The organism is Micromonospora sp. NBC_00362, assembly GCF_026342155.1.
Lineage (GTDB): Bacteria > Actinomycetota > Actinomycetes > Mycobacteriales > Micromonosporaceae > Micromonospora > Micromonospora hortensis.
Genome location: NZ_JAPENH010000001.1, coordinates 2,176,092 through 2,202,510 on the forward strand (window position 1 = coordinate 2,176,092; position 26,419 = coordinate 2,202,510).

Sequence of the window (26,419 nt, forward strand, 5' to 3'; positions counted from 1 at the left end):
TCACCGTCCCCGTTGTCCGGACGCCGCGCCGCCGATACGCGGCCAGCCGCCGCGATCACGCCAGAGACGTCCGGCAGCACATCCCCCACCCAAGCCCGACCAAACCTCCGCACTCGCCCTCCCCCGCCCCGGCCCCCGCCCCCGGCCCCGGACCTCGGCCCCGGACCTCGGCCCCGGCCCCCGGACCCCGGCCCCGGCCCCCGGACCTCGGCCCCGGCTCCCGGCCCTCGACCCCCGGCCCGCCCGCGCTCCCCGCCACCGCAGCGGTGATCATGAGGTTGGCGGGGACAATCCGGGCGAAATCACCGGTCAAGTCAATGATCGTCGGGGTCCACCGCCCGAGATCGCGCTCGATCCTGGTTGTAGTGGCCTCGACGCGGACGGAAGCCACTACAACCAGGAAGTTGCACGATCTTGCGGGGCGAGGCGGGGCGAGGCGGGACGGGACGGGGCGGGGCGGGACGGGCGGGGCCGAGCGAGGGCGACGCAGGGGCGGGGCCGGGCCGGGCGAGGGCTATTGGGGGCGGGTTTCTTCGGGGCCTACGAAGGCTTCGCTGCGGGCGTCGCCGTCGTCGCTGCCGCCGAAGACACGGGCGTCGTCGGGCGCCTCGGTGTCGGACGGGCGGCGGCCCGGCCGCCTCGGCTGCACCCACTGCCAGGACAGGTTGCTGCTGGAGTCGCCCAACTCGGCGCGTAGCCGGGGCATCGCGGTGGGGCGGTTGTCCCGGATCCACGCGACCAGGTGCTCCCGGACGAGGCAGCGCAGGTCCCACAGGCTGCCCGCGTCGGCGGCGCTGACCAGCGCGCGCAACCGGACCGTCCCGCCGGTGGCGTCGGTGACCTGCAGGACGCAGACCCGCCCGTCCCACAGCTCGGTGCCCTCGACGAGGCGGCGCAGCTCCTCGCGCATGGTCTGCACGGGCACCGCCCAGTCGACGTCGAACTCGGCGGTGCCGAGCACCGCCGCCTCCGTCCGGGTCCAGTTCTGGAACGGCTTGCTGGTGAAGTAGGAGGTGGGCAGGATCAGCCGGCGGTCGTCCCAGATCTGCACCACGACGTAGCTGAGGGTCAGCTCCTCGATGCGACCCCACTCCCCCTCGACGACGACCACGTCGTCGAGCCGGACGGCGTCGCTGAAGGCGAGCTGGACGCCGGCGAAGACGTTGCCGAGCAGGCTCTGCGCGGCGAGCGCGGCCACCACACCGACCACACCGGCCGAGGTCAGCACACCGGCGCCGATGCCCCGCACGCTGGGGAACGTCATCAGCATCACGCCGACGGTCAGGATGACGATCACCGCGATGGTCAGTCGGCGCAGCATCACCACCTGGGTCCGGACCCGCCGGGCGTGCCGGTTGTCGGGTACGTCGACCCGGAACCGGGCCAGCGCGGTGTCCTCCACGACGACCAGGAGGCAGGCGACCAGCCAGGCGAGGGTGGCGATGACGCCGAGGATGAGCAGGTGCAGCAGCAGCCGCCGCCAGCTCTCGCCGACCGCGTACCCGGTGGTGAAGCGGACGGCGAACTGCACGGCGAGGACCGTTCCGGCGACCTGGAACGGGCGGTGCGCGTGGTCGGTCAACTCGGTCAACAGCAGTGACCGGCGGCCGAACCGCCGGGTCATCCGGTGGACGATCTCGACCAGGAACAGGGCGACCGCCGCCGCGACGAGCGCGGCGACGGCCGTTTCGAGATAGTTCTGCACGGCTTCGGTGCTCCCCTTCGACCAGGCGTCGGGCACTTCGGGCAAAAGCCCAAGAGTGCCCGACGGCCCGGGAATCGACCAGTTCAGACCTTGCGGTACCGGGACTGGAGGAAGCAGTAGACGCCGAAGGCGGCGATGCCGAGGGCGACAAGGGTCAGCAGGAACATGCCGTAGGACTGCTCACGCAGGGTGTGCAGCGCGGCGTCCAGACCACGGGCCTTCTCCGGGTCGTAGTTCACCGCCGCCACGATGACCAGCAGACCGGCGATGCCGTACGCGACGCCCTTGGCGATGTATCCGGCCATGCCCAGCCGGCGGGCGAGCTGGCGGGTCTTCGGGCTCATCTCGCCGGTCTTGAGGTGCTTCTCGAACTTCTTGCGGGCACCGTAGATCACCAGACCGATGCCGATCGCGGCGACGACCAGCCCGGCCAGGCCGACCAGCCAGCGGCCACCGCTGGAGGTCATCAGCTTGCCGGTCAACGCCTCCTGCTGGTCGGCGCTGTTCGACCCCGCGTCCTTGAAGACCTTGAAGGCGGTCCAGGCGAAGTAGAGGTAGACGATGGTCCGGCCGGCCGAGGCGAGCCGTTCCATGACCCGCTCCTTGCCGCGCTCGGCGCGGTGCCCGACCGCTGCCTCCAGCGCCTGCCAGATCGCCATCGCGAGCAGGCCGACAGCGACGGCGATGACCAGGAACTTGCCGAGGGGCTGTGCGGAGAGGGTACGCAGCGCGCCGGACTGGTCGCCGTCGTCGGACGACGTACCGAACGCGATCTGCAACGCCAACCAGGCGAAGAGGAGGTGGACGATGCCGTAGCCGATGAAGCCGGCCCGGGCGAGGAGTTCCAGCCACCGGCTGTCCGCCGTACGGGAGGCGGTGGCTTCGGCGCTACGGGTGAGTGACATGGCGTCACAATCTCCGATTCTGAAGATTCCCAAACGTCGGCCACCGCCGCCCGCCCAGGTCAGCTGCCCGGGTTGCGCGATACGCGAATCTTGACCTGCTGGTCGGTCACGCTGTCCAGCGTGACAGCGAAGCCCCCGGCCTCGGCGGCCTGCTGCCCGGTGGTGAGGGTGAGCTGCTCACCGGCGACCTCGACGGTCACCTGGTCACCCTCGGCGCCGACCAACTTGGCCTCGACGCCCAGGATGGTGGTCCTCGCGTCGACACCCCGCTCGAAGGTGACGGTGCAGGCGTCCACCGAACAGTCGGTGGAGGCGCCCTGGGAGCTGCACCCGGCGAGCACGGCGAGGCCGAGCGCCAGACCGGCGAAGAGACCGGCGGCGCGGCGGACGGAAGGAATGGGCATGGTGGCGGGTCGGTTCGTCACCTCGCCAAGAGTACGAGACATCCGCGACGTCGCCGCCCAACGGTGATCACCTGGCGGCCGACCAGCGTACGAGGAGCACCGGCTAGGGTCCGGACATGCCGTTCGACATCGCCCGCACCCGGGCCGCGTACCCCGCTCTGACCGAGGGCTTCGTCCACTTCGACGGTGCCGGCGGCACCCAGACCGCTGCCGGCGTGATCGACGCGGTCACCGATGCCATGCGGTCGGCGGTCGGCAACCGCAGCGCCGCCTTCCTCCCGGGCCGCCGGTCGTTGGAGCTGGTCGCCGAGGCCCGCTCGGCGGTGGCCGACCTGCTCGGCGCCGACCCGGCCGGGGTGGTGCTCGGGCCGAGCGCTACCGCGCTGACGTACACCCTGGCTCGCACGCTCGGCGCGGCCTGGCGCCCGGGTGACGAGGTGGTGGTCTCCCGGCTCGACCACGACGCGAACGTGCGGCCGTGGGTGCAGGCCGCCGAGGCGGCCGGCGCGACGGTGCGCTGGGCCGAGGTCGACCGGCAGACCGGTGAGCTGCCCGCGGCCCAGTACGCGGACCTGGTGGGTGAGCGGACTCGCCTGGTCGCGGTGACCGCCGGTAGTAACGCCATCGGCACCATGCCGGACGTGTCGGCGATCGCCAAGACAGCGCACGCGGTCGGCGCCCTGGTCCACGTCGACGGGGTGCACTCGGTGCCGCACGGGCCGACCGACCTGGCCTCGCTCGGCGCCGACGTGCTGGTCACCAGCGCGTACAAGTGGTCCGGCCCGCACCTGGCGGCGATGGTGGCGGACCCGGACCGGTGGGCGGCGTTGCGCCCGGCGAAGCTGGTGCCGTCCTCCGACGCGGTGCCGGACCGGTTCGAGTACGGCACGCCGAGCTTCCCGCTGCTGGCCGGGGTGGCCGCGGCGGTGGATCACCTGGCGGGGCTGGACCCGGACGCGGTCGGGGATCGGCGGGCCCGGGTGCGGGTCGGGCTGGCCGCCGCCCAGGCGCACGAGGAGGCACTGCTGGACCGGCTGCTCGCCGGGCTGGCGCAGCGGCCGGCGATCACCGTCTACGGCTCGCCGGCGCGGCGCTGCCCGACCGTCTCGTTCCGGGTCGCCGGGATGTCCCCGGCGGCCACCCAGGAGGCGTTGGGCGCCGCCGGGTTCTGCCTCTCGGTCGGCGACTACTACGCCTACGAGTACTTCCAGCTGATGGGTCTGCGCGACAGCGGCGGCGCGGTGCGGGCCAGCATCTACCACTACAACACGGCCGACGAGGTGGATCGGTTGCTCGGCGAACTCGACGCGCTGGCCGAGCGGGCGGGGAGAATGGCCGGATGAGCACCCTGGTCGAGGACAACCCGGCGAAGCACCGCTTCGAGATCCTTGTCGACGACGCGCTGGCCGGCTTCACCGCGTACCTGCCGCGCGGGGAGGTCCTGGTCTTCACCCACACCGAGGTGGACCGGGGCTTTCAGGGCAAGGGGGTGGGCGGCACGCTGATCCGCGGCACCCTGGACCAGCTCCGGGCACGCGGCACGACACTGGTGCCGCAGTGCCCCTTCATGGCCGCGTTCATCGACAAGCACCCCGACTACGCCGACCTGGTCGCCGACCTTCCGTAGCGCGGGCCGTCAGCGGGCGCCGGTGAGCACCTCGGCGGCGGCCTGCCCGCTGGCCCGGGTGGCGCCGTGGGTGGCCAGGTGCACCGCCCCGGTGACCAGCTCGGGCACGCCCAACTCGACCACGACGGCGTCCGGCCGGGCTGCCAACGCGCGGTGCACGGCGTCGCGCATCCAGTCGTGCCGGTGCTGGTCGCGGACGACCAGGACCAGGGGACGGCTGCCCGCCCCGGCGCCCGGGTCCGCCGGCACGTCGCGTTCGGCGTAGCGGACCGTGCTGGTGCCGGGCAGCAGCTCGGTCAGCGGTCCGCCGATGCCCCACGGGGTCTCGGCGCCGATGGCGATGTTGCGCAGCGGCTCGAACTCGACGACGTGTGCCGCGCGGGTCAGGGGCAGCGCGACGGTCGTGCCCGGGGCGGCGGTGACCCGGACGGCCCGGCGGGCGGCGACCAGGCCGACGTCGGCGGCGGCGCGCGCTCCGGCCGAGCCGGCGCTGCGGGCGGCCACCGTCCAGGCGGCGAGTTGACCGACGCGCTTGGCGGCCTCGGCGAGACGTTCCTCGGGCAGCTCACCGGAGATGACGGCGGCGACGATGGCGTCGCGCAGCTCGCGGGCGGCCTGCTCGTCGGCCCGTTCGCCACCGATGCAGATGGCGTCGGCCCCGGCGGCGAGGGCGCGGACCGTCGCCCCGGCGAAGCCGTACCGGTCGGCGACCGCGCGCATCTCCATCGCGTCGGTGACCACCACGCCGGAGAAGCCCAGCTCGTCGCGGAGCAACCCGCCCAGGATTCGCTGACTCAGCGTCGCCGGCAGGTGCGGGTCGAGCGCGGGCACCAGCAGGTGACCGGTCATCACCGCCTGCACCCCGGCGGCCACGGCGGCGCGGAACGGGGCCAGTTCGCAGGCGTCCAGCCGGTCCCGGTCGGCGGTGATCCGGGGCAGGTCGTGGTGTGAGTCGACCCTGGTGTCGCCGTGCCCGGGGAAGTGTTTGGCGCAGGCCGCGACGCCGCCGGCCTGGAGCCCGCGGACCCAGGCGGCGGTGTGTCGCGCGACCAGCGCCGGGTCGGCGCCGAAGGATCGGACGCCGATCACCGGGTTCGCGGGGTTGGAGTTGACGTCGGCGTCCGGGGCGTAGTTGAGGGTGATCCCCGCCCCGGCCAGCTCGGCGCCGAGGTCCCGGGCGACGGCCTCGGTCAGCTCCGGGTCGTCGACCGCGCCGAGGGCGAAGTTGCCGGGCCGGGAGCTGCCGTGCACCGACTCCAGTCGGGTGACGTCGCCGGCCTCCTCGTCGATGGCCACTATGACGTCCGGCAGTTCCGCGCGCAGCGTCGCGGTGAGGGCGGCCACCTGCTCGGTGTCGACGACGTTGCGGGCGAAGAGCACCACCGAGCCGAGACCCTCGCCGAGCCAGCGGCACACCCATGGTGGTGGGGTGGTGCCGACGAAGCCGGGTTGCAGGACGGCGGCGGCGAGCGCCGGGAGGTGTCCGGTCGTCGGTGTCACGCCGCCCCCTTGCAGTGATCGGTGTCGATCACCGGCGACGGTGCGCCCCCGTCGATCCGCTGGTTGCGCTCGCTCATGCGGCCCCCGTACCCCATCTCTCGCGCGCCCTCGGCGCACCGCCACCGGCAGGCGGTCCTGCCATGGTCACACTGAGCGATTCAATAGTCAATAAACCTTACAGTTGCCTGGCGGCCCGCTCCCCGGGGAGAGTGCGGGGATGGATCCCGTCCTGCTGGCCGACGCGACGAGCCCGGCCGACATCCCCGGCGTACGCCTGCTCGGCCTGGTGGTCGGCGCCCTGCTGCTCCTCGCCGCGATCCGGGCGATGTTCGGTCGACGCTGAGCGAGCCCGGCCGACCCGGGCCCGGCCGGCCGGGTGTGGCCGACCGTGACCGGGGTACGGCTCTCCCCATCAGCAGGTCCGCGTGCCGAAGGGGTAAGCCATGAAGATCGGATATTTCCTGTCCAGTGAGGAGTTCACGCCAGCCGAGTTGCTGGAGCAGGCGCGCGGTGCCGAACGGGCCGGCTTCGAGGCGCTGTGGATCTCCGACCACTACCACCCGTGGGTGGACGCTCAGGGCCAGAGCCCGTTCGTCTGGTCGATGATCGGCGCGCTCAGCCAGGTCTGCTCGCTGCCGGTGACCACTGCGGTGACCTGCCCCACCGTGCGGATCCACCCGGCCGTGATCGCGCAGGCGGCGGCGACCAGCGCGGTGCTGCACGGTGGGCGCTTCGTGCTCGGCGTCGGCACCGGCGAGGCGCTCAACGAGCACATCTTCGGCGACGCCTGGCCGCAGGCCGACGTCCGGCTGGAGATGCTGGAGGAGGCCGTCGAGGTGCTGCGCGCCCTGTGGGACGGCGGCTTCGTCAATCACCACGGCAAGCACTACACAGTGGAGAACGCGCGGATCTACACGCTGCCCGACACCCCACCGTCGATCTACGTCTCCGGCTTCGGCCCGAAGGCCATCGACCTGGCCGCCCGGATCGGTGACGGCTACGTGAGCACGATGCCCGACGGCGAGATGGTCCGACGCTTCCGCGAGAACGGCGGCGGCGACAAGCCGTGCCAGGCCGGCTTCAAGGCGGCGTACGCGGACAGCGAGGACGAGGGCATGCGCATCGCGTACGAGCGCTGGCCCAACGCGGGGGTGCCGGGTGAGCTGTCCCAGGTGCTGCCCTCGCCGCGCCACTTCGAGCAGGCCGCCGAGCTGGTCAAGCCGGAGATGTTGAAGGAGGCGTTCGTCTGCGGCAACAGCGCCGACGCGCACCTGGAGATGATCGACCAGTACGCCAAGGCCGGCTTCGACGAGGTGTACGTGGCCAACACCGGCCCGCACTACCAGGGCCTGTTCGACCTCTACCAGCGCGAGGTCCTGCCCCGCCTGCGTTGAGCCGACGATCAACGGGCCCATGATTGTCCGAATGCGTTTCGGCGGTCATGGGCTCGGGTACCTCCGGCCCTCGATGAAACTGTCCACGCACTCGATGACGTTGCGCCGCGCGGCCCGCAGCCTTTTCGGCTGGAAGGCGCTACGGCCCAACCAACTGGCCGCCATGCGGGCCGTGATGAAGCGACGCGACGCCCTGGTGGTGTTGCCCACCGGCGCCGGCAAGTCGGCGATCTACCAGATCCCGGCCAGCCTGATCCCCGGCCCCACAGTGGTGATCTCCCCGCTGCTGGCCCTCCAGCAGGACCAGATCGCCTCCCTCAACGAGCGGCAACGCCCGGAGCTGCGGGCGGTGCGGATCAGCTCGAACGAGTCGCCCACCCAGCAGGCGGAGGCGATCACCGAGATCCGCGAGGGGCGGGCGGAGTTCCTCTTCATCACCCCGGAACAGCTCAGCAACCCGGACCGGATGGCCGAGGTCGCCGCGCTGAAGCCGGCCCTGGTGGCGATCGACGAGGCGCACTGCATCTCCGCGTGGGGGCACGACTTCCGCCCCGACTACCTGGCCCTCGGGCACCTCATCGACGGCATCGGCCGACCGCCGGTGGTCGCGCTGACCGCCACCGCCTCCCCTCCGGTACGCGACGACATCGTCGCCCGGCTGCGGCTGCGCGACCCGGAGGTGGTGGTCTCCGGGCTGGACCGGCCGAACCTGTTCGTCGAGGTCGCGCACTGCCCCACCGAGGACTACCGGTGGCGGCGACTGATCGCACTGCTGAGCGACGACGAACGGCCCGGGATCATCTACGTGCCGACCCGTCGCGCCGCCGAGGAGTTGGCCACCCGGTTGACCGACGCCGGCTACCCGACGCAGTTCTACCACGGTGGGATGGCGGCCGGCGCACGCCACGAACTGCACGAGGCGTTCCTCGCCGACGAGGTCCCCATCATGGTGGCGACCTCGGCGTTCGGCATGGGCATCGACAAGCCGAACATCGCCTGGGTGGTGCACATGGCGCTGCCCGACTCGCCGGACAGCTACTTCCAGGAGATCGGCCGGGCCGGCCGCGACGGGCAACCAGCCCGGGTGCTGCTGCTCTGGCAGGCCGAGGACGTGGGCCTGCAACGGTTCTTCAGCGGCGGCCTGCCCGACGTCGACGAGCTGCGCGACCTCGCCGCGCTGCTGCGCCGCAAGCCGGCCACCAAGACCGAACTGCGCGAGACCACCGGCCTCGGGCCACGCAAGCTTGGCCAGTACCTCTCCCTGTTGGAGCAGGTCGGGGCGGCCGAACCGCGCGCACGACAGCGCATCGGCGCGCCCCGTTACTCCCCCACCCCGACCGACGCCGCCGCCGCGGCGCTGGCCGAGGCGGAGCGGCAGCAGACAGTGACCCGGTCGCGCACCGACATGATGCGGGCCTTCGCCGAGACCCGGGCCTGCCGGGGGCAGACCCTGCTGGCCTACTTCGGCGAGCAGATGACGCAGGTCTGCGGCCACTGCGACAACTGCCACAACGGCACCAGCGTGGCCGACCAGGGCGCTGTGGGTCCGTTCCCGGTGCACAGCCAGGTGCGGCACCCGGAGTGGGGGTCCGGCATGGTGCTCTCCTACGAGGAGGACAAGATGACGGTCCTCTTCGAGGAGGTCGGGTACAAGACGTTGTCGGTGCGCGTGGTGTCCGAACAGGGCCTGCTGACCCTGGACTAGCCTGACCCGGGCGCCGGTTTCGGGCCCGGTGGATCGACCAACCAGAGCATCGATTGACCAAGCAGAGCAGGGCGGAAGGGGCGTTGTCGTGATCGAGCAGCCGGCGTACACCGGGTTCGGTTTCTCCGACGAGGAGTGGGGGTTGCTGGTCGGCCTGCCGCAGTCGGTGCTGACCGCGGCGAGCGCCGCCGAGTCCGACGGCACCCGCCGGACCATGGCGGAGAACGCGGCCGGGCTGGAGACCATCGCCGCCGGCCGGGAGTCGGCCAGCCCGCTGGTCGCCGCCGTGGCCGGCGAGATCGTCACCCGGGTCGGTGACCCGGACACCGGCGAGGAGTTGCCGGCCATCGCGCCCGCCGACCCCGGGGCGTACATCGACGACGTGCTGCTGCGGGCCGGCGAGGCCGGCGCGTTGCTGGCCGCGCGGGTCGACGAGGGCGAGGCCGGCGCGTACAAGCACTGGCTCGTGAAGATCGCCGAGCAGGTGGTGGGCGCCGCGTCCAGCGGTGGGCTGCTGGGCATCGGCGGCGAGTCGGTCAGCGACTCCGAGCGGCGTTTCCGCGACCGGCTCGCGCACGTACTCATCGACTGACCGACGACAGCGACGTGTCGGCCGGACCGGTCGGCTCGACGGCGAGCGCCGTGGAGTCGGCCGGTCGGACGCCGCGCAGCCCGACCAGCGCGGTGACCGCGCCCAGCAGCATCACCGCCATGGCGGCGTACGCGGCCAGGTGCAGCCCGTCGGTGAACGCGACAGCGGCGGCGTGCCGCACGGCGTCGGCCAGCTCCGCCGGCAGCCCCTGGGCGACCGCGAGCGCACCGGCCAGGGTCTCCTCGGCCGCGGCTCCGGCGTCGGCGGGCAGTCCGGCCGGCAGGCCGTCGACGACCTCGCGGCGGTAGACCGCCGCGCCCACGCTGCCCAGGATCGCCATTCCCAGCGCACCGCCCAGCTCGCTGCTGGACTCGGTCAGCGCCGACGCGACACCGGCCTGCTCCGGCGGCGCCGCGCCGAGGACCAGCTCGGTGACGAGGGACATCACCATCACCAGGCCACCCGCGTAGACACTGACGCCGACGAGCAGCAGCCACAGCGGCGTCTCCGGCGTGACCCGGGTCAGGACCACGAAGCCGACCACGGCGATCCCGAACCCCGCACCGATCAGGTACGCCCGTTCGACGCGCTGGGCGAGGGCGGCGGCGGCCGGCACGATTCCACCCACGGCGAGGGACGGCACGAGGCTCCACAGCGCCGCCCGCAGCGGGCTCAGGCCGAGCACCAACTGGAGGTGCTGGGTGGTGAAGATGGCAAAGCCGACGATGGCGAACATCGCCAGCAGGTTCACAGCGAGCGACCCGGCGAAGCCGCGACGGCGGAACAGCGCGAGGTCGACCATCGGGTACGCCCGGGTCCGCTGCCGGTGCAGGAACAGCGCCCCCACCAGCAGACCGCCGACGATGGCGAGCACCCGCACCGGGCTGAGGCCGTCGCGGGCCATCTCCTTGATGCCGTAGATCACCGGCAGCAGGGCGCCGAGCGACAGTGCGGCGCTGACCAGGTCGAACCGCCCGGTCGCCGGGTTGCGGAACTCGGGCACCAGGAGGGGGGCGAGCAGGAGCAGCATCAGCATCGCCGGGATGTTGATGAGGAAGATCGAGCCCCACCAGAAGTGCTCCAGCAGGATGCCGCTGAGCACCGGGCCGATCGCGATGCCGCCGGTGAGGGTGGCGGTCCAGATGGCGATGGCGGTGCCGCGCTGCCTGGCGTCGTGGAACATGTTGCGCACCAGGGCGAGCGTCGAGGGCATCAGGGTGGCCCCACCGACGCCGAGCACGGCACGCGCGGCGATCAGCGTCGCGGTGCTGTCGGCGTACGCGGCCAGCAGCGACGCCGCCCCGAACGCGATGGCGCCGATCAGCAGGAGCCGGCGTCGGCCGATCCGGTCACCCAGGGCGCCCATGGTGATGAGCAGCCCGGCCAGCACGAAGCCGTAGATGTCGAAGATCCACAGTTGCTCGGTGGCGGTGGGGCGCAACTCCGCGCTGATGAACGGGACGGCGAAGTAGAGCACCGACACGTCCATCGAGACCAGGAGCAGCGGCAGCATCAGCACCGTGAGCCCGATCCACTCCCGCCGGCCCGCTCGCGGTGCCGGTGTGGTGGTGATCATCATGGTCACTTCCCCTTCTGCGTATGTCGTACGCTGTTATGCGTAGACCATACGCAGAACTAGGATGGCGGGGCAAGGAGGAAATGTGGCGGCGAAGACAGACGACAGCGGGCCCGTGCTCCCGGCGTCCATCGAGAGCGCGTGGGGGCTACGGGAGCGACCACCCAAGGGCCCCCGGCCGGGAATGAGCGTGCCCACCATCGTGGACGCCGCCGTACGCGTGGCCGACGCCGACGGCTTGGCGGCCGTCTCGATGAGCCGCGTGGCCAAGGAGTTGGGCGCCGCGACCATGGCCCTCTACCGGTACGTCGGCTCGAAGGACGAGCTGCTCATGCTCATGGTGGACACCGGGTACGGGCCACCCCCCGGACCGCCCGCGCCGGAGGACGACTGGCGCGCCGCCCTCACCCGGTGGGCCTGGGCCGAGCACGAGGCACTGCGGCAACGGTCCTGGCTGCTGCACGTGCCGATCAGCGGCCCACCGATCACCCCGCAGCAGCTCGGCTGGATGGAGGACGGGCTGCGCTGCCTCGACGGCACCGCGCTCGGCGAGGGCGAGAAGATGTCGGTGCTCCTGCTGATCACCGGGTACGTCCGCAACGAGGCCACCCTCACCTCGCAGGTCGCCGAGGGCAGCCGGGCGGCCGGCGTCGAGCCCAGCGAGATGATGCCGGCGTACGGCCGGCTGGTGGCCCGACTCATCGACCCGGCCCGCTTCCCCGCGCTACACCGGGTGCTGAGCGCCGGCGTGCTCGCCCAGGACGACGACCCCGACGACGAGTTCACCTTCGGCCTGGACCGGATCCTCGACGGCGTCGAGGCGCTGATCCGCCGCCGAACGGGCTGAGGGAGTTCCATGCTGCCGAGAGACACCATCGACACCAGGGTCCTGCCACCGGGCGAACGGTTCGGCATGTGGCTGGACCTGGTGGCGCGCACCTCGGTGCCGCTGCGCATGCAGTCCGCGCACACCGACGACTTCGCCGCCCGCGCCGACTTCATAGCGCTCGGCCCGATCCAGTTGGTGCAGTACGAATACCCGTCCCTGGATGCCACCCGGACCCCGAAGCTGGTCCGTCAGGCCGACCCGGAGCTGTACATCCTCGCCCTCACCACCGGCGGCATCGGCACGTCCAGCCAGGGCGGCCGCCGCAGCGAGATTCTGGCCGGCAACTTCACCTTCTACGACGCGTCCCGGCCGCACGACGTCTGTCACCACGCCACCGAGCCCGACCGGGACCAGGCCAGCTCGATCGTCACGATGATCCCGCACTCCGCCCTGCCACTGACACCACAGCGGATGGCCGCGCTCTACGGGGGCCAGATGTCCGGCAGCGAGGGGATCGGGGCGCTGCTGGCGCAGTTCCTGCTCCAGGTGACAGGGCACCCCGAGCAGTACCATGCCGCCGACGCCAGCCGGCTCGGCGCGGTGGGGCTCGACCTGGCCACCACCATGCTCGGCCGGCACCTCGTCGCCGAGGACGCCGTACCCACCGAGGTCCGCCGCCGCGCGCTGCTCACCCAGGTGCAGTCGTACATCCACCGCCACCTCGGCGACGCGACGCTCGGCCCGCAGGTCGTCGCCGACGCCCACCACATCTCGGTGCGGTCCCTGCACCGGTTGTTCGAGGCCGAGGACGCCACTGTGGCGTCGTACATCCGGGATCTGCGGCTCGCCCGGTGCCGGCGCGACCTGACCGACCCGGCGCTGCGCAATCAGCCCGTGCAGACCGTCGCGGCGCGGTGGGGGTTCCCCGACAAGGCCCACTTCAGCCGGGCATTCCGGGCCGCGTACGGCACCACCCCGCAGGACCACCGCGACAGTGGCTCGGATTTGGCGCGGATCGTCAACCGCCAGGCGTCCACTGTCAACTCGCTGCCGGCAGACTGACACCCAACGCGGCCGGCCGTCACTGGTCTGCCGCCAACGGGGGCCGTGGCGAGGCGCCCGCCGCGCGAGCGGCGGGCGGCCGCCCGGTGGCACCCCGCTGACGCCCGAGGCTCCGGCCCCGTCGCGCTTCCCCCCAGGACCGCCGACGGGGCCGGTCAGGCCCCCTCCAGCAGCTTCAGGACGACCTGTTCCGCCTCCTCGCGAGGCGTCTGCGGATCCACCGACGCCACCACCCCGTCGTGGTAGAGGTCGACCACCCGTGGGTCCACGTAGGACGCCCGCGCCACCGTCGGTGTGTTGCCCAGCAGCTCCGCCACCTCACGCATCACGGCGACCACCGCCTTACGCCGGGCGGTCACCGAGCGGGCCGGACCGGCGGTGGCCAACTCGGTGGCCGCGAGCACAGTGGCGTGCCAGGTACGGAAGTCCTTCGCGGTCATCTCCCCACCGCTGGCGTCGCGCAGGTATCCGTTGACCTCGTCGCTGCGCACGTCGCGCCACTCCCGGCCGTCCCAGTAGCCGAACAGCCGGTCCGCCCATCGCCGGCGACGGCGCAGATTCACCAGCACCTGGCACAGCTCCGGGTCCTCGATCCGGCGTACCTGCTCGATGCCCCCCTTCGCGGGAAACACGAACACCACGCAGCCGCGCCGGGACCGGGCATGCTCGGGGCGCAGGGTGGACACCCCGTACGTCGGGTCGTCGCCGTTCGCGTACTGGTCACTGCCGACCCGGAACATCCCCATGTCCAGCAGGCGGGTCACCGTCGCCAGCACCCGGTCCCGGCCCAGTCCACGGCCGTCCAGGTCGCGCCCCACCCGTTCGCGCAGCGCCGGCAGCCGCCGGGCCACCTCCAGCATGTGGTCGAACTTCGCCTCGTCCTGCTTCTCCCGCCACCGCGGGTGGTAGACGTACTGCTTGCGTCCGGCCGCGTCGATCCCGATCGCCTGGATGTGCCCGTTCGGATGCGGCGCGATCCACACGTCCTGCCAGGCCGGCGGGATGACCAACTCCCGCAGCCGGGTCAGGACATCCGGATCCCGCACCGGAGCCCCGGACGGGTCGAGGAAGAGCCAACCCCGTCCGCGCCGACGCCGTCCGTACCCCGGTCGACCCGGGTCGCTACGCCGCAACCGCACCGGAGACCCGCACCACCCTCTCCACCTCGGCCACGGCGGCCAGCACCTCGTCGAGGTGCAGAGCCGCCATTGTCGGGTGGCTTCCTACCCCATCCCACCTGGGCCAATCCGCCTCGCCGGCCCAGAGCACGCGGTGTCGTGGCCGGTCCGGTGGTGGCCCCCAGTGCGCCGGTGGCACCGGCCCGAAGAGGACGACCGACGGGGTGCCGTACCCGGTGGCCAGGTGGGCGACCCCGGTGTCCCCGCTGACCACCAGCCGGGCGTCGGCCACCAGCGCGGCGAGCGCGCCGAGGTCGGTCCGGCCGGCCAGCACGGTCTCCGAACTCAGGCCCGCCGCCTCGGCCACCCGGGCCGCCAACGCCCGTTCGTCGGCCGAGCCGGTGAGCAGCACCCGGTGTCCTTTGTCGGTCAGTGCCCGGGCCAACGCGGCGAACCGCTCGGCGGGCCACCGCTTGGCCGGGATCTTGCTGCCCGGGTGCAGCACTGTGACACCACTGGGCAGCCCTGCCGAAGCGGGTCGACGCAGGCTGAGGTCGGCGCGGTCGGCCGGGATGTCGTACCAGGACAGCAGCCGGCACCACCGGTCCACCTCGTGCTCGTCGGCGGCCCAGCGCGGGCCGTCGGCGCAGCCGGCGTCCGGGCTGGCGAAGGCGAGCAGCCGACCGGGCCGTGTGGCCGTGAGCAGCCGGTGCGACTGCGGGCCGCGCCCGTGCAGGTTGACAGCGACCCGCGGGGCCGACCCCACCCGGAGAGGGCGATCCAGCCCTGCGGTGTCCACCAGCCGGTCGACGCCACCGACCAGGTCGACAAGCGGGGCCAGCCAGCCGGGCGCGGCGAGCGTCAGCTCCCGCGACGGGTACGCGGCCCGCAGCGCCCGCAGCGCGGGCACCGCGGTCACCAGATCGCCGACGCCGAGGGCGCGCAGCACGAGGATCACGGGTACGAGGTCTCCTGCTCGGCGCAGACCACCATCTCGCGCACCGCGCAACCGGGCGGCTGGTTGAGCGCGAACATGATCGCGGCGGCGGTGTCGGCGGGCTCGTTGAGGTTCGCGTCCGGCCCCGGCTTGTACTGCGGGTCACGTTCGTCGAAGAACGCGGTGCGCATCCCACCCGGGATGAGCAGGGTGACGCCGACCTGACCGGCCAGCTCGGCGGCGAGGGCTCGGGTGAACCCCACCACGCCGAACTTCGCCGCGCAGTACGCGGTGGCGTCGCTGACCGCCTTGACGCCCAGGGTGGAGGCGACGGTGACGATGCGGCCCCGGGAGGTCAGCAGGAACGGCAGCGCGGCCCGGATCACCGCCGCGGTGGCCAGCAGGTCGACGGCGACGATCCGGTCCCAGGTCTCCCCGGGCAGGTCGGCGAGTCGGCCCGGCACGTCGGTGCCGGCGGCGGTCACCACGGCGTCCAGACCACCGGCCTGCTCGGCGAGGTGCTGGGTGGCCACTTCGGCGGCTCGCGTGTCGGCCAGGTCGCACTCGGTCCAGGACACCCCGTCGGCCGGCGGCTGCCGGTCCAGCACGAGCGGTCGGCCACCGGAGGCGGCCACGGCGGCGACCACCGCTGCGCCGAGGCCGCTGGCGCCGCCGGTGACCAGGACGGTGGGCCCGGCGCCGGGCCGCGTGGCGGTCATCGGGTCCGCTCCGCGAGCGTGCGGACGATCAGGTCGGTGGTGGAACGACCATCCAGATAGGGCACCACCACCGTGTTCCCACCCCAGCGGCGCAGGACCTCCGCCTCCGGCAGCGTGGCGCTCTCGTCCCCACCGCCGGTGGCGTAGTCGCCGCCCTTGACCCACACGTCGGGGCGTACCCAGGACAACGCCGTCTCCGGGGTCGGCTCGTCGAAGATGAGGACCGCGTCGACGCAGCTCAGGGCGGCCAACAGCCGGGCCCGGTCGCCTTCGGACTGCACCGGCCGATCCGGCCCCTTCAACCCGGCCACGCTGGCGTCGGAGTTCAGGCAGACGATCAGGCAGTCGCCGAGCTGCCGGGCCGCCTCCAGGGTGGCCACGTGCCCGGCGTGCAGCAGGTCGAAGCAACCGCCGGTCGCCACCACAGTGCCACCCGCGGCGCGTACCTCACCCAGGAGCGTGGCCACGGCGGCGACTCCCACCCGGTCGGCCAGCGCAGCACCTCGTGGTACCGGCTGGAGGGCTCGCGGCCCCGGCGCGCTCCTGGCCCGCACCGTAGGCGCCGACGGAGGCAGCGCCGTGGCCACTCCCCCACCGGCCACGTACGCGGACGCCTCGGCGACCGCCACCTGCACCGCCTCGGAGACCAGCGCGCCCTGGGCCAGCGCGAGGCTGGCCGCCGCAGCGAACCGGTCGCCGGCGCCGCAGGTGTCCCCCTCGGCGCTACCCGGCGTCGGCACCACCAGCGGCGTCGACCCGGCGTGGCAGAGCAGCGCGCCGTCACCGCCCAGCGTCACGGCGACAGCGCCGGCCCGCCAGCGCCGCCGTAGCCCCTGGGCGCCCCGGGACGCGGTGGCCAGTCGGGAGGCGCCGGGCAGCGCGGGGACCAGCTCGCGCACCTCGGACTCGTTCGGGGTGGCCAGGTGTACGCCGGGCACGGCCGCCGGGCCGCGCGGATGCGGGTCCCACACCACCGGCGCGCGGGTGGCGGCCAACGCCTCGCGCAGCGCGGGCTGCCGGGCCACCCCTCGGCCGTAGTCGCTGACCAGCACCGCCGACGCCGCGGCGATCACCCGGAGCACCTCGTCGGAGGGCTGACCCGGCTCCCCGGACGTGCCGCCCCGGTCGTGGCGCAGCAGCACCCGCCCCCGGGCCCGCAGCCGGATCTTCTCCGGCGTCGCGCCGGAGAGGGCCAGTGGGTACACCTGCACCCCGGCGGCGGCGAGCAGAGCGCTCAGCCGGGCCCCGCCGGCGTCGTCGGCGAGCGCGGTCACCAGCACCACCTCGGCGCCCTGCGCGGCGGCGAACACCGCCGCCAGCCCGGCGCCCCCCGGTCGGTCGGTGGCCACGGTCTCGTCGAGCACCGGCACCGGGGAGTCCGGGCAGAGCCGGTTCACCACACCTTCCACATCCCGGTCGAGCAGGGTGTCCCCGAGCACCACCACCGGTCCCCTCACGCTTGCCTCCTCATCCTCACGCGTCGACCTGCTGTCCAGCTCACGCGTCGACCTGCTGTCCGGGCCCGCCGTCGAGCACCACCTCGACCCCGGTGCGTACCGGCGCGGCAGGCAGCCGACCGGCCGGTGCGGGCTCCCCGGGCACGGGGTGGACGACCGCCGGATCGGCGACCGCCGCCAGCGCGGCGGGCAACTCCTGTTCGAGGTACTCGCAGAGCAGATGACTGGTCACCAGGTGCAGCTCCTGGACGACCTGGGTGTCCGGGGACGCGACGGCCAGCACGTCGTCGCAGGCGTCGGCGAGCGGATTGGGGGCGGCGCCGGTGAGCGCCCAGGTGGTCACCCCGACATCGCGGGCCGCCTGCGCGGCGGCGACCAGGTTGGGGCTGGTTCCGCTGGTGCTCAGCAAGAGCAGGACGTCGCCCGGGCGGCCGTGGGCGCGCACCTGGCGGGCGTACACGTCGGTGTAGCCGTAGTCGTTGGCGATGGCGGTGAGCGCGCTCGTCTCGGCGTGCAACGCGATCGCGGACAACGGCTGACGGTCGTCGTGCAGCTTGCCGACCAGCTCGGCGGTGAGGTGCTGGGCCTCGGCGGCGCTGCCGCCGTTGCCGGCCACCAGCAGGCGCCCCCCGGCCGCCAGCCGGTGGGCCAGGTCCGCCCCCCAGCGCGCCAACTGTCGCTCACACAGTCGGTACGGCACCAGCGCCGCCGCGAGATTCGTCAGGTGGGTGTCGAGCAGGCTGCCCGTCGGCATCAGGCCACCACCCGGGTCGGCCGGCGCACGGCGGCCACCTCGCTGTAGACCTCGACAAGCCGCTCGGCGGTGGCCGCCCACGAGTACCGCTCCCGGGCCCGCTCACGCGCCGCCGTCGCGTACGCGAAACGCCTGATCCGGTCGTCGAGCAGCCCCTGGATCGCGGTGGCCAGCGCGCGCGGGTCCCGGGCCGGCACGAGGTCACCTGTCGTCCCGTCGACAACTGTGTCCCGGATGCCGCCCACGGCAGTGCCGACGACCGGCACCCCACAGGCCATCGCCTCCAGCGGGGTCAACCCGAACGGCTCGTACCAGGGCGCCGCCACCAGCAGGTCCGCCGAACGGTACCAGCGGCCCATCTCCTCCCGGGGCACCGCGCCGACCAGGTGCACCCGGTCGGCCACCCCGCACGACTCGGCGAGGGCCCGCAGCCGGCGGGCGTACGGATCGGTCTCCAACAGCCCCTCGGGTGGGCCGCCGACGACCAGGCACTCGGCGTCCGGGACCAGCGCCATCGCGCGGATCACGGTCTGGAAGCCCTTGCGCTCGACCAGCCGACCCACTGTGAGGATGCGGGGCCGTCCCGGTTCCCGGTCGGCTGCCGGCCCGAGCGGGGCGAAGGTGGCGAGGTTGACCCCCGAGGGCACCACTGTCATCCGGGACCGGGGCACACCCATCCGGACCAGCTCGCCCACCTCGTCGCGGCACTGCGCGACGATCCGGTCCACCGAGCGGCCCAGCTCCCGCTCGTAGGAGACCCGTCGGGCCGGGCTGGTGTCCTGTACCCCCTGGTAGCGGCGCTTCACAGTGCCCAGCGCGTGGTACGTCTGCACCACCGGCACCCCGGCCTGCCGGCCGGCGGTCAGCCCGGCCAGACCGCTCATCCAGAAGTGCGCGTGGATCACCTCGGGCACCCAGTCACCGCCGCGCCAGCGCTCGATCAGCCAGGTGCTGAACTCCCGCATGTGCGGCAGCAGCGCGTCCTTGGCCACCGGCTCGGCCGGGCCGGCCGGCACGTGCACCACGTCGTACCCGTCCGGGCTGCGAACGGTCACCGGCAGGTCGGGCGCGTCGCGGCGGGTGTAGACCCGCACCTCGTGCCCGGCGGCGGCGAGCGCGGCGGACAGCTCCGCGACGTGCGTGTTCTGGCCGCCGGCGTCCTCCCCTCCGAGGACGGCGAGCGGGCTGGCGTGCTCCGAGATCATCGCGATCCGCATACTTCCTCCTCCAGCAGCCGGTCCCAGTCAGCGAGGAAACGGTCGAGGCCGTACCTGTCGCGCGCGGCGGTTCGCGCCGCCGCTCCGGCCTGCCGCGCGGTGGCCGGTTCGGCGATGAACCGGCGGGCGGCGTCGAGCAGGGTGTCGGTCCGGGTGGCGAGCGCCCCCGCCTCCGGGGGCACCGCCGTCACCGCCTCGGTGGTGGCGAGCGCGACGACCGGCATGCCGATCGACATCGCCTCGATGAGGCTCAGCCCGAGGGAGGTCCACCGGCACAGGTGCAGGTACGCCCGCCGACGGGCCAGTTCGGCGTGCATCCGCTCCTGGGGCACGTCGTCGTGGCTGGTCAGCCGGTCGGCGGGCAGTCCGAGGTGGTCGGCCAGGCCGGCGACACCCATGCCGAACACGTCCAGCGGCGCGATCTCGGCGAACTGGGGCAGCAGGTCGGTGCCGGTGACCCGACCTCGCCGTACCGGCTCGTTGATCACCACGGCGAGTCGGTCCAGCTCGCCGGTGTAGGACGCGGAGGGGGCGACGATGCCGTGGTCGACCACTGTGGTGCGGGTGGCGCCGGTGTCCCAGAAGATCTGGTTGAACCCGGTGACGTGGGCGATGAGCAGGTCGTCGCGGTCGGCCATCGGGTGGCGGGTGTTCGGCACGTCGCCCTTGGGAGTGTTGTGCTCAACGTAGATCGCGGGAAGGTCGCGGCCGGGGCGGCGGCGAAGCCACTGCTCGGCCCGGTCGATCTCCTCGGGGCGTTGCAGGATGACAATGTCGACGTCAGCGCTGGGCAGTTCCTCCGGGCTGACCTCGACCGCGCTGTCCGGCCACGGGTAGGTGCGGGCCCGGCCGAGGCCGTACGGGCCACGGTCGGGTGTGGTGGGAATCAGGTAGCGATGGCCGCCGTGCACGAACGACGTGGTCCAGGAGCCGTGCACGTGCCAGAGCAGGATGTTCATCGGCCGCCACCACCACTGACGGCGAGGGTCCGGAGCGCGTCGACCACGTCGCCCGGGTCGACGCCGCTGAGGCAGGGGTGCCCGGGGACCGGGCAACTGGCCGCCCGGGTGTCCCGGCACGGAGCGGCGGCGTCGCCGAGCCGGACGGTGGGCACCCGGTAGGGCCCCCACTGGCCGAACGGGACGGTCGGCGCGAAGAGACTCACCACCGGCACACCGGCGGCAGCCGCCAGGTGCGCGGGCCCGGTGTTGCCGACCACTACCGCGCTGGCGTCCGCGACGATCGCGGCCAGCCCGGCCAGGTCGGTGCGGCCGCCCAGGTCGGTGCCGCCGGCCGCGGCGACCCGCGCGGTGACCGCGCGCTCGTGCGGGCCGCCGGTGACCAGCACCCGGTGCCCGGCGTCGGCCAGCGCCCCGACGATCCGGGTGGCCACCTCCGGCGGGCAGGCGCGGCTCGACGCGGCCGACCCGGGGTGCAGCACCACGTACCCCGGATCGCCGAGGTCGGCCGGACGCGGCGGCACGGCGTCCCGGCGGAGCCGCAGGACCGGTTCGTCGCCGTCGGGCAGCCGGTGGCCCGCGGCGGCGGCCAGGGAGAGGGCACGTTCGGGTTCGGGCACGCCCACCGGCACCCGGTGCCGAATGTCCAGCAGCGAGCCCGGATAGTCGTCGCTGATCGCCGCGATCCGGTCGATCCCCGCCATCCGCAACAGCAGTGCCAGCGGCAGGGCGGACTGGTGGAACGAGGTGAACACCACCGCCTGGTCCGCGCCGACCGCGCCCAGCCGCGCGGACAGGCTCCGCATCGCCTCCGGGTCGACCGGCCCCGGGTCGGGGTCGATCCACGGCAGCGGATGCTCGATGATCTCGTCGACGCCGGGCAACAGGTTGGCGGCGGCCCGACCGCGCGGCCCGCACAGCAGCACCACCCGCTCCGCTCCGGCCGCGACGGCGCGGATCGCCGGGCCGGTGACCAGCACGTCACCGGCCGAGTCCGAGCGGACCACGAGTGCCGTCCGCACCGGTTCGGTGGGCGGGTTCGAGGGCTGCACGGCCTGTTGGCGGCGCAGGATCTCCGCCACCGCCGCCGGCAGATCGGTGGCCACCCATCCGGCGGCGGCGACCTCCTCCGGTCGGGTCACCGGGGTGGGCACCAGCACCCCGGCGGCCCCGGCGGCCATGGCGGCGTCGACGTCCCGGCCGATGTCGCCCACGAGTACGCAACGGGACGGCGTCGTGCCCAGCTCGCGGGCGGCGGCGTACACCAGGCCCGGCGCCGGCTTGCGGCAGCCACAGCCGTCGGCGTCGTCGTGTGGGCAGACCAGCCACGCGTCGAACCGGCCCAGCAGCTCCTCGACGCGGGCGTGCACCGCCCGCATCTGCTCACCGGTGAAGTAACCGCGGGCCAGGCCCGACTGGTTCGTGACGACCGCCAGCCGCAGCCCCGCCGCGCGCAGCCGGTCCAGCGCCGCCCGCGCGCCCGGCACCGGCCGCACCTTCTCCGGGTCGCCGTTGTACGGCACGTCCTCGATCAGGGTGCCGTCACGGTCCAGCAGCACCGCGTCGTAGAGCACCGCTCGCGGGCTTGCGACAGACCCGGAACCGGCGCGGTCAGCAGCGGCGTACACCTGGGCTGACCTGCGCTGATACGGATCCTCCTGGTCCTGTCGCACAGCCGGCGGGTTCCCTGCGCCCCGAGGAGTAAACGTCGTCGTCGAGGGGGTGGGCCAGCGCCTCCAGCGATGCCCCGGGTCGGCCTTACCCGCCGTCTGAGAGAAGCTAACCCGGTCAGCTGTTAGCCCGTGCCGTGCTCCGGGTATGGGATCCCGGTGGCGATTGTGGAGAAAGTGATCGACGCTTCCCCCCAGCAGGTGTTCGACGTGCTCGCGGACGGATGGACGTACAGCGACTGGGTGGTCGGCACGGCGCACATGCGGGACGTGGACGACGCCTGGCCCCGGGTGGGCAGCCAACTGCACCACCGTGCCGGGCCGTGGCCGCTCTCCTTGCAGGACGCCTCGACGGTGCTGGTCTGCGAGCCGCCGCACCGGCTCGTGCTCAAGGCCGGGCTCTGGCCGGCGGGCGAGGCGATAGTGGCCTTCACCCTGGAGCCGGTCGGCGACAGCGCCACCCGGGTGCGCCTCGGGGAGGACTTCGCGGCTGGCCCGCTGCGGTGGGTCCACAACAAGATCAACGATCTGGTGCTGCACCTCCGGAACCGGGAGACGCTGGACCGGCTCGCCGACATCGCCACCCGACAGAAGGGGGCCTCGTGACCCGGACCGTCGTGGTGACCGGCGCGAGCGCCGGCGTGGGCCGGGCCGTCGCCCACGCGTACGCGGCACGCGGCGCCCGGTTGGCGCTGCTGGCTCGGGGCGAGGCGGGTCTGGCCGCCGCCGAGCGGGAGTGCCGGCTGCGCGGCGCGACCGACGTTCGGGTGTACCGGGTGGACGTGGCCGACGCGGGCGCGGTGCAGCAGGCCGCCGACGACGTGGTGCACCGCTGGGGCGGCATCGACGTGTGGATCAACAACGCGATGGCGTCGGTGTTCGCGCCGGCCTGGGAGATTCCGGCGAGGGAGTTCCGTCGGGTCACCGAGGTCACCTACCTGGGCACCGTGCACGGCACCCTCGCCGCGCTGCGGCACATGCGGGCGCACGGGCGGGGCACGATCGTGCAGGTGGGCTCGGCGTTGGCCTACCGGGGAATCCCGCTCCAGTCGGCGTACTGCGCCAGCAAGCACGCCGTCCAGGGGTTCAACGACTCGCTGCGTGCCGAGCTGCTGCACGACTGCCCGGCGGTGAAGTTGTCGATGGTGCAGCTACCCGCCGTCAACACGCCGCAGTTCTCCTGGGTCCGCACCCGGCTGCCCCGGCATCCGCAGCCGGTGCCGCCGATCTTCACGCCGGAACTGGCCGCTCGGGCCATCCTCTGGGCCGCCGACCGTGGCACCAGGGAGCTGAACGTCGGTGGCCCGACCTGGCAGGCCCGGGTGGGCGACGCCCTGTTCCCCGGCCTGCTGGACCGCAAGCTGGCCCGCGACGGTTACGACAGCCAGCAGACCGGCCAGAAGATCGATCCAGCGACCTGGCGGGACAATCTGGATCACCCCGGCGACGCGGACACGGACCGGGGCACGGCGGGTGTTTTCCGCGAACAGGCGCGTGACCGTTCCGCGGCGCTCTGGGTCGGCACGCACAAACCGGCGCTCTCCGGTGTCGCGCTCGCCGTCGCGGCGCTCGCCCTCAGCGCTGTCGCTCGCCGACGGCGCTGACCAGCACAAGCCCTTGACCAGGGCCTAGACACCCGCGCCCGGTAGGCGGCGAGGGTCCGCAACGCCCGAAAGGGGTGCCTCCCTCGGACCGAATCCGGGAACTAGATACCCTTTCCATGACCCTTGTCCGCAAACCGAGGATGACCGACATGATCAAGCCGGTGCAGTTGCCGTCGCCGTGGCGGGACGCACGCCTGACCGTCGTCGTGCCCACGTACAACGAGGCGGGCAACCTCCCGACGCTGGTCGAGCGACTGCTCGCACTGCCGCTGCCGGGGCTGCGCATCCTCGTCGCCGACGACAACTCCCCCGACGGCACCGGGGAGGTGGCCGACAAGCTGGCCATCGAGCACCCCGACCGGATCGAGGTCGTGCACCGCGCCGGCAAGGAGGGCCTCGGCCGGGCGTACGTGGACGGGATGACCCGGGCGATCGAGGGCGGCGCCGAGTACGTGGCGCAGATGGACGCCGACCTCTCGCATCCGCCCGAGGCGCTGCCGGGGATGCTCGGCGCGCTGCTCTCCACCCAGGCCAGCGTGGTGATCGGTTCCCGGTACGTGCCCGGCGGCGAGCTGGACGAGAACTGGCCGCTCTACCGCCGGGCGCTCAGTGGCTGGGCCAACCTCTACGTACACACCCTGCTGCGGGTACGCATCCGGGACCTCACCGCCGGCTTCAAGATCTGGCAGGCCGAGGCCCTGCGCGACATCGACCTGGAGCGCGTGCAGTCCAACGGCTACAGCTTTCAGGTGGAGATGCACTACCTCGCCACCAAGCTGGGGCACACCATCCTGGAGGTGCCGATCCGCTTCGAGGAGCGGCGCGACGGTGTCTCCAAGATGACCACCGCGACCAAGGTGGAGAGCGCGCTCATGCCCTTCCGCCTCCGCAGCAAACACCGCAACATCACCCGCTAACCCCAAACCCCACCCCACCCCCTCCCCCTCCCGCCCCCTCCCACCCACCCACACCCGGGTGATCAAGAGGTTTGCGTCGTCAGCGCCGGCAGATCTGACGCAAATCTCTTGATCACCGAGAGCCAGGCGGGGGCGGGGCGGTGGGTTGGTCGGGGTAGATGGCGCGGTGGGCGGTGGAAATGGCCGCGGCGTAGGCGCGGCCGGTGAGCGCGCGGTCGCGGGCCAGCGCGGCGCGGGCCGCGTTCGCGCCCGGCGCGCCGTGCACACCGCCGCCGGGGTGCGCCGACGCGCTGGCCAGGAAGAGCCGGTCCACCGGAGTGTCCGCCCGGCCCAGGCCAGGGATCGGGCGCAGGAAGAGCTGCTGGTACGCGGCGGCGGTCCCGCCGCCGAGCGTGCCACCGACCAGGCTCGGGTTGCCCTTCTCCAGGTCGGCCGGTCCGGCCACGTGTCGGCCCACGATCAGGCTTCGGAAACCCGGGGCCGCCGCCTCCAGCACGTCCTCCATCCGCTGCACGTGCCCGGCTACCTCCTCGGCCCGCCAGTTTCGCCGGAACGGCAGATGGGTGTACGACCAGAGCGACTCGGTACCCGGCGGGGAGTGGCTCGGGTCCGCCACCGACATCTGCCCCACCAGCAGGAACGGGTCGCGGGGCAGCTCGCCACGGGCCAACTCGCTGGCGTAGTGGGTGAGTCCGTTCAGGTCCGCGCCGAGGTGCACGGTGCCGGCGCCGGCCAACTGCCGGTTCGTCCAGGGCACCGGCGCGGAGAGCGCCCAGTCCACCTTCAGCGTGGAGCCGTCCCACCGGAAGTGCGCCAGGTCCTCCACCAGCCGGGACGGCAGTGCCGCCGCGCCGACCAGGTCGAGGTAGAGCGCCGGCGCCGGCACGTCGGCGAGCACTGCCCGCCTGGCCCGCCACAGCGCGCCGCCGACGGTCCGGACCCCCATCGCCCGGCCCCGGGCGGTGAGCACCCGATCGGCCCGGGCACCGTAGATGATCGTCCCGCCGCGCGCCTGCAGCCGATCCACCAGCGCGTTGGTGATCCGCTGCGCGCCACCGTCGGGGACCGGCCAGCCGACCTGCTGGCCGAGCATGGCCAGCAGCCAGCCGTACACCCCGGAGCCGGCCTCCTCCGGGGAGAGGTCGGTGTGCAGGGCACAGCCGGCCAGCAGGGCCGGCCCGCCGGGACCGTCGAAGAGTTCGTCGCCGAGCTTGCGGACCGGTACGACCAGGCGCCGCGCGAGTCGCAGCGCGCCGGCGACGCGCAACCGACGCAGGAGACCCAGCCCGCCGCGTACCGGCGGGAACGGCGAGGTGATCGCCTCCAGCATCGGCTCGGCCACGTCGAGCCAGTCGGTGTACGCGTTGAGCCAGCGCTTACCGTCCCCGGGGGCGAACTGCTCCAGCGACGCGGCCGTGACGTCCGGATCCCGGTTGATCACCGCGGCTCGACCGTCCGGCAGCAGGTGCGCCAGCACGTCCGGCGAGTGCCGCCAGGACAGCCCGTGTCGACCCAGGTCCAGGCCGCCCAGCACCGGTGAGGCGTACCCGAGGGGGTAGAACGAGCTGTAGAGGTCGCTGAGGTAGCCGGGCGCGGTGACCTCGGCGGAGCGGACCGCGCCGCCGGGCACCGCTGTCGCCTCCAGCACCACCACGTCCCAGCCGGCGTCGGCCAGCAGGTTCGCCGCCACCAGGCCGTTGTGCCCGGCGCCGACGATGACGGCGTCCGCGCTCTGCGCGGTGGTGGTTGTCATCGGATCCGCCTACCC

At 73.3% G+C, this 26,419-nt stretch carries 25 protein-coding genes; 11 read left to right on the plus strand and 14 right to left on the minus strand.

All coding sequences use genetic code 11. The features are described 5' to 3' along the window. Positions 1–514: 514 nt before the first annotated feature. From OG992_RS09975 to OG992_RS09985, 3 genes are all read right to left on the minus strand, one after another. The gene (locus tag OG992_RS09975) at positions 515–1,705 is read right to left on the minus strand and encodes a mechanosensitive ion channel family protein (RefSeq protein WP_238683029.1); all 1,191 of its coding nucleotides are present in this window, start codon (positions 1,703–1,705) and stop codon (positions 515–517) included. Positions 1,706–1,788: 83 nt separating this feature from the next. Beyond that, entirely contained in the window at positions 1,789–2,610 is an 822-nt protein-coding gene (locus OG992_RS09980) for a DUF1206 domain-containing protein (protein WP_238682946.1), read from the minus strand. A gap of 59 nt (positions 2,611–2,669) precedes the next feature. Beyond that, a complete protein-coding gene (locus OG992_RS09985) occupies positions 2,670–3,035 on the minus strand; it encodes a hypothetical protein (RefSeq protein ID WP_238682945.1) in 366 nt (121 codons plus the stop codon). 95 nt (positions 3,036–3,130) lie between these two features. Between OG992_RS09985 and OG992_RS09990 the strand changes: the two genes are divergently transcribed. Beyond that, on the plus strand, positions 3,131–4,357 hold the full coding sequence (locus OG992_RS09990; RefSeq protein ID WP_266303048.1) for a cysteine desulfurase-like protein: 1,227 nt from the start codon (positions 3,131–3,133) through the stop codon (positions 4,355–4,357). After that, the gene (locus OG992_RS09995; protein ID WP_266303049.1) at positions 4,354–4,641 is read left to right on the plus strand and encodes a GNAT family N-acetyltransferase; all 288 of its coding nucleotides are present in this window, start codon (positions 4,354–4,356) and stop codon (positions 4,639–4,641) included. The genes OG992_RS09990 and OG992_RS09995 overlap by 4 nt, the downstream gene beginning before the upstream one ends. 9 nt (positions 4,642–4,650) lie before the next feature. Here OG992_RS09995 and OG992_RS10000 read toward each other — a convergent pair whose 3' ends face one another. Further along, complete coding sequence (locus OG992_RS10000) at positions 4,651–6,141, minus strand: glycoside hydrolase family 3 protein (RefSeq protein ID WP_266303050.1); 1,491 nt, start codon at positions 6,139–6,141, stop codon at positions 4,651–4,653. A 217-nt stretch (positions 6,142–6,358) separates the two neighbouring features. Here OG992_RS10000 and OG992_RS10005 point away from each other — a divergent pair, with 217 nt between their 5' ends. The 4 genes from OG992_RS10005 (at position 6,359) to OG992_RS10020 (ending at position 9,832) form a co-directional block, all read left to right on the plus strand. Further along, positions 6,359–6,484, plus strand: a complete 126-nt coding sequence (locus OG992_RS10005) for a hypothetical protein (RefSeq protein WP_255750123.1) — start codon at positions 6,359–6,361, stop codon at positions 6,482–6,484. A 100-nt stretch (positions 6,485–6,584) separates the two neighbouring features. Continuing rightward, positions 6,585–7,535, plus strand: coding sequence for a TIGR03557 family F420-dependent LLM class oxidoreductase (locus tag OG992_RS10010; RefSeq protein ID WP_238682941.1), 951 nt, complete (start codon positions 6,585–6,587; stop codon positions 7,533–7,535). Between the two features lie 73 nt (positions 7,536–7,608). Continuing rightward, the gene (locus OG992_RS10015) at positions 7,609–9,240 is read left to right on the plus strand and encodes an ATP-dependent DNA helicase RecQ (protein ID WP_238682940.1); all 1,632 of its coding nucleotides are present in this window, start codon (positions 7,609–7,611) and stop codon (positions 9,238–9,240) included. A gap of 88 nt (positions 9,241–9,328) precedes the next feature. After that, a complete protein-coding gene (locus OG992_RS10020) occupies positions 9,329–9,832 on the plus strand; it encodes a hypothetical protein (protein ID WP_238677252.1) in 504 nt (167 codons plus the stop codon). Here the strand turns inward: OG992_RS10020 and OG992_RS10025 are convergent. Continuing rightward, positions 9,822–11,411, minus strand: coding sequence for an MFS transporter (locus tag OG992_RS10025; protein WP_266305184.1), 1,590 nt, complete (start codon positions 11,409–11,411; stop codon positions 9,822–9,824). The two genes, OG992_RS10020 and OG992_RS10025, sit on opposite strands and share 11 nt — an antisense overlap. Positions 11,412–11,493: 82 nt before the next feature. Between OG992_RS10025 and OG992_RS10030 the strand changes: the two genes are divergently transcribed. Continuing rightward, positions 11,494–12,255, plus strand: coding sequence for a TetR/AcrR family transcriptional regulator (locus OG992_RS10030; RefSeq protein ID WP_238682939.1), 762 nt, complete (start codon positions 11,494–11,496; stop codon positions 12,253–12,255). Positions 12,256–12,264: 9 nt separating this feature from the next. Continuing rightward, complete coding sequence (locus tag OG992_RS10035; RefSeq protein ID WP_238682938.1) at positions 12,265–13,299, plus strand: helix-turn-helix domain-containing protein; 1,035 nt, start codon at positions 12,265–12,267, stop codon at positions 13,297–13,299. Between the two features lie 155 nt (positions 13,300–13,454). On the opposite strand, the gene OG992_RS10040 is transcribed toward OG992_RS10035, so the two are convergent. The 8 genes from OG992_RS10040 to OG992_RS10075 are packed head-to-tail and all read right to left on the minus strand — an operon-like array spanning position 13,455 to position 22,133. Continuing rightward, complete coding sequence (locus OG992_RS10040; RefSeq protein WP_238682937.1) at positions 13,455–14,438, minus strand: DNA topoisomerase IB; 984 nt, start codon at positions 14,436–14,438, stop codon at positions 13,455–13,457. Further along, positions 14,422–15,375, minus strand: coding sequence for a glycosyltransferase family 9 protein (locus tag OG992_RS10045; protein ID WP_238682936.1), 954 nt, complete (start codon positions 15,373–15,375; stop codon positions 14,422–14,424). The genes OG992_RS10040 and OG992_RS10045 overlap by 17 nt, the downstream gene beginning before the upstream one ends. Then, on the minus strand, positions 15,372–16,073 hold the full coding sequence (locus OG992_RS10050; protein ID WP_210785226.1) for an SDR family oxidoreductase: 702 nt from the start codon (positions 16,071–16,073) through the stop codon (positions 15,372–15,374). Before OG992_RS10050 ends, OG992_RS10045 begins: the two co-directional genes overlap by 4 nt. Next, positions 16,070–17,530 (minus strand): PfkB family carbohydrate kinase, encoded by a 1,461-nt coding sequence (locus tag OG992_RS10055; RefSeq protein WP_238682935.1) that lies wholly within the window; start codon positions 17,528–17,530, stop codon positions 16,070–16,072. The genes OG992_RS10050 and OG992_RS10055 overlap by 4 nt, the downstream gene beginning before the upstream one ends. Before the next feature lie 40 nt (positions 17,531–17,570). Continuing rightward, positions 17,571–18,287, minus strand: coding sequence for an SIS domain-containing protein (locus OG992_RS10060; protein ID WP_238683027.1), 717 nt, complete (start codon positions 18,285–18,287; stop codon positions 17,571–17,573). After that, the gene (locus tag OG992_RS10065; RefSeq protein ID WP_238682934.1) at positions 18,284–19,501 is read right to left on the minus strand and encodes a glycosyltransferase; all 1,218 of its coding nucleotides are present in this window, start codon (positions 19,499–19,501) and stop codon (positions 18,284–18,286) included. The genes OG992_RS10060 and OG992_RS10065 overlap by 4 nt, the downstream gene beginning before the upstream one ends. Next, positions 19,486–20,460 (minus strand): glycosyltransferase, encoded by a 975-nt coding sequence (locus OG992_RS10070; RefSeq protein WP_266303051.1) that lies wholly within the window; start codon positions 20,458–20,460, stop codon positions 19,486–19,488. The genes OG992_RS10065 and OG992_RS10070 overlap by 16 nt, the downstream gene beginning before the upstream one ends. Beyond that, complete coding sequence (locus OG992_RS10075) at positions 20,457–22,133, minus strand: HAD-IIIA family hydrolase (protein WP_266303052.1); 1,677 nt, start codon at positions 22,131–22,133, stop codon at positions 20,457–20,459. The genes OG992_RS10070 and OG992_RS10075 overlap by 4 nt, the downstream gene beginning before the upstream one ends. 174 nt (positions 22,134–22,307) lie before the next feature. Between OG992_RS10075 and OG992_RS10080 the strand changes: the two genes are divergently transcribed. The 3 genes from OG992_RS10080 to OG992_RS10090 all read left to right on the plus strand — a co-directional run bounded on the left by OG992_RS10080 (position 22,308) and on the right by OG992_RS10090 (position 24,651). Then, the gene (locus OG992_RS10080; RefSeq protein ID WP_308193616.1) at positions 22,308–22,736 is read left to right on the plus strand and encodes an SRPBCC family protein; all 429 of its coding nucleotides are present in this window, start codon (positions 22,308–22,310) and stop codon (positions 22,734–22,736) included. Further along, the gene (locus OG992_RS10085) at positions 22,733–23,734 is read left to right on the plus strand and encodes an SDR family oxidoreductase (RefSeq protein WP_266303053.1); all 1,002 of its coding nucleotides are present in this window, start codon (positions 22,733–22,735) and stop codon (positions 23,732–23,734) included. Before OG992_RS10080 ends, OG992_RS10085 begins: the two co-directional genes overlap by 4 nt. A 149-nt stretch (positions 23,735–23,883) precedes the next feature. Continuing rightward, positions 23,884–24,651, plus strand: coding sequence for a polyprenol monophosphomannose synthase (locus OG992_RS10090; RefSeq protein ID WP_238682929.1), 768 nt, complete (start codon positions 23,884–23,886; stop codon positions 24,649–24,651). Between the two features lie 112 nt (positions 24,652–24,763). On the opposite strand, the gene OG992_RS10095 is transcribed toward OG992_RS10090, so the two are convergent. After that, complete coding sequence (locus OG992_RS10095; protein ID WP_266303054.1) at positions 24,764–26,404, minus strand: NAD(P)/FAD-dependent oxidoreductase; 1,641 nt, start codon at positions 26,402–26,404, stop codon at positions 24,764–24,766. Positions 26,405–26,419 lie beyond the last annotated feature (15 nt).

Excerpts from the sequence above, each read along its gene's own strand:
- OG992_RS10025 (WP_266305184.1), bottom strand. The coding sequence starts at position 11,411 with ATGATGATCACCACCACACCGGCACCGCGAGCGGGCCGGCGGGAGTGG.
- OG992_RS10095 (WP_266303054.1), bottom strand. The coding sequence starts at position 26,404 with ATGACAACCACCACCGCGCAGAGCGCGGACGCCGTCATCGTCGGCGCC.
- OG992_RS09995 (WP_266303049.1), top strand. The coding sequence starts at position 4,354 with ATGAGCACCCTGGTCGAGGACAACCCGGCGAAGCACCGCTTCGAGATC.
- OG992_RS10035 (WP_238682938.1), top strand. The coding sequence starts at position 12,265 with ATGCTGCCGAGAGACACCATCGACACCAGGGTCCTGCCACCGGGCGAA.
- OG992_RS09980 (WP_238682946.1), bottom strand. The coding sequence starts at position 2,610 with ATGTCACTCACCCGTAGCGCCGAAGCCACCGCCTCCCGTACGGCGGAC.
- OG992_RS10050 (WP_210785226.1), bottom strand. The coding sequence starts at position 16,073 with ATGACCGCCACGCGGCCCGGCGCCGGGCCCACCGTCCTGGTCACCGGC.
- OG992_RS10070 (WP_266303051.1), bottom strand. The coding sequence starts at position 20,460 with ATGAACATCCTGCTCTGGCACGTGCACGGCTCCTGGACCACGTCGTTC.
- OG992_RS10015 (WP_238682940.1), top strand. The coding sequence starts at position 7,609 with ATGAAACTGTCCACGCACTCGATGACGTTGCGCCGCGCGGCCCGCAGC.
- OG992_RS10065 (WP_238682934.1), bottom strand. The coding sequence starts at position 19,501 with ATGCGGATCGCGATGATCTCGGAGCACGCCAGCCCGCTCGCCGTCCTC.
- OG992_RS10005 (WP_255750123.1), top strand. The coding sequence starts at position 6,359 with ATGGATCCCGTCCTGCTGGCCGACGCGACGAGCCCGGCCGACATCCCC.
- OG992_RS10090 (WP_238682929.1), top strand. The coding sequence starts at position 23,884 with ATGATCAAGCCGGTGCAGTTGCCGTCGCCGTGGCGGGACGCACGCCTG.
- OG992_RS09990 (WP_266303048.1), top strand. The coding sequence starts at position 3,131 with ATGCCGTTCGACATCGCCCGCACCCGGGCCGCGTACCCCGCTCTGACC.
- OG992_RS10010 (WP_238682941.1), top strand. The coding sequence starts at position 6,585 with ATGAAGATCGGATATTTCCTGTCCAGTGAGGAGTTCACGCCAGCCGAG.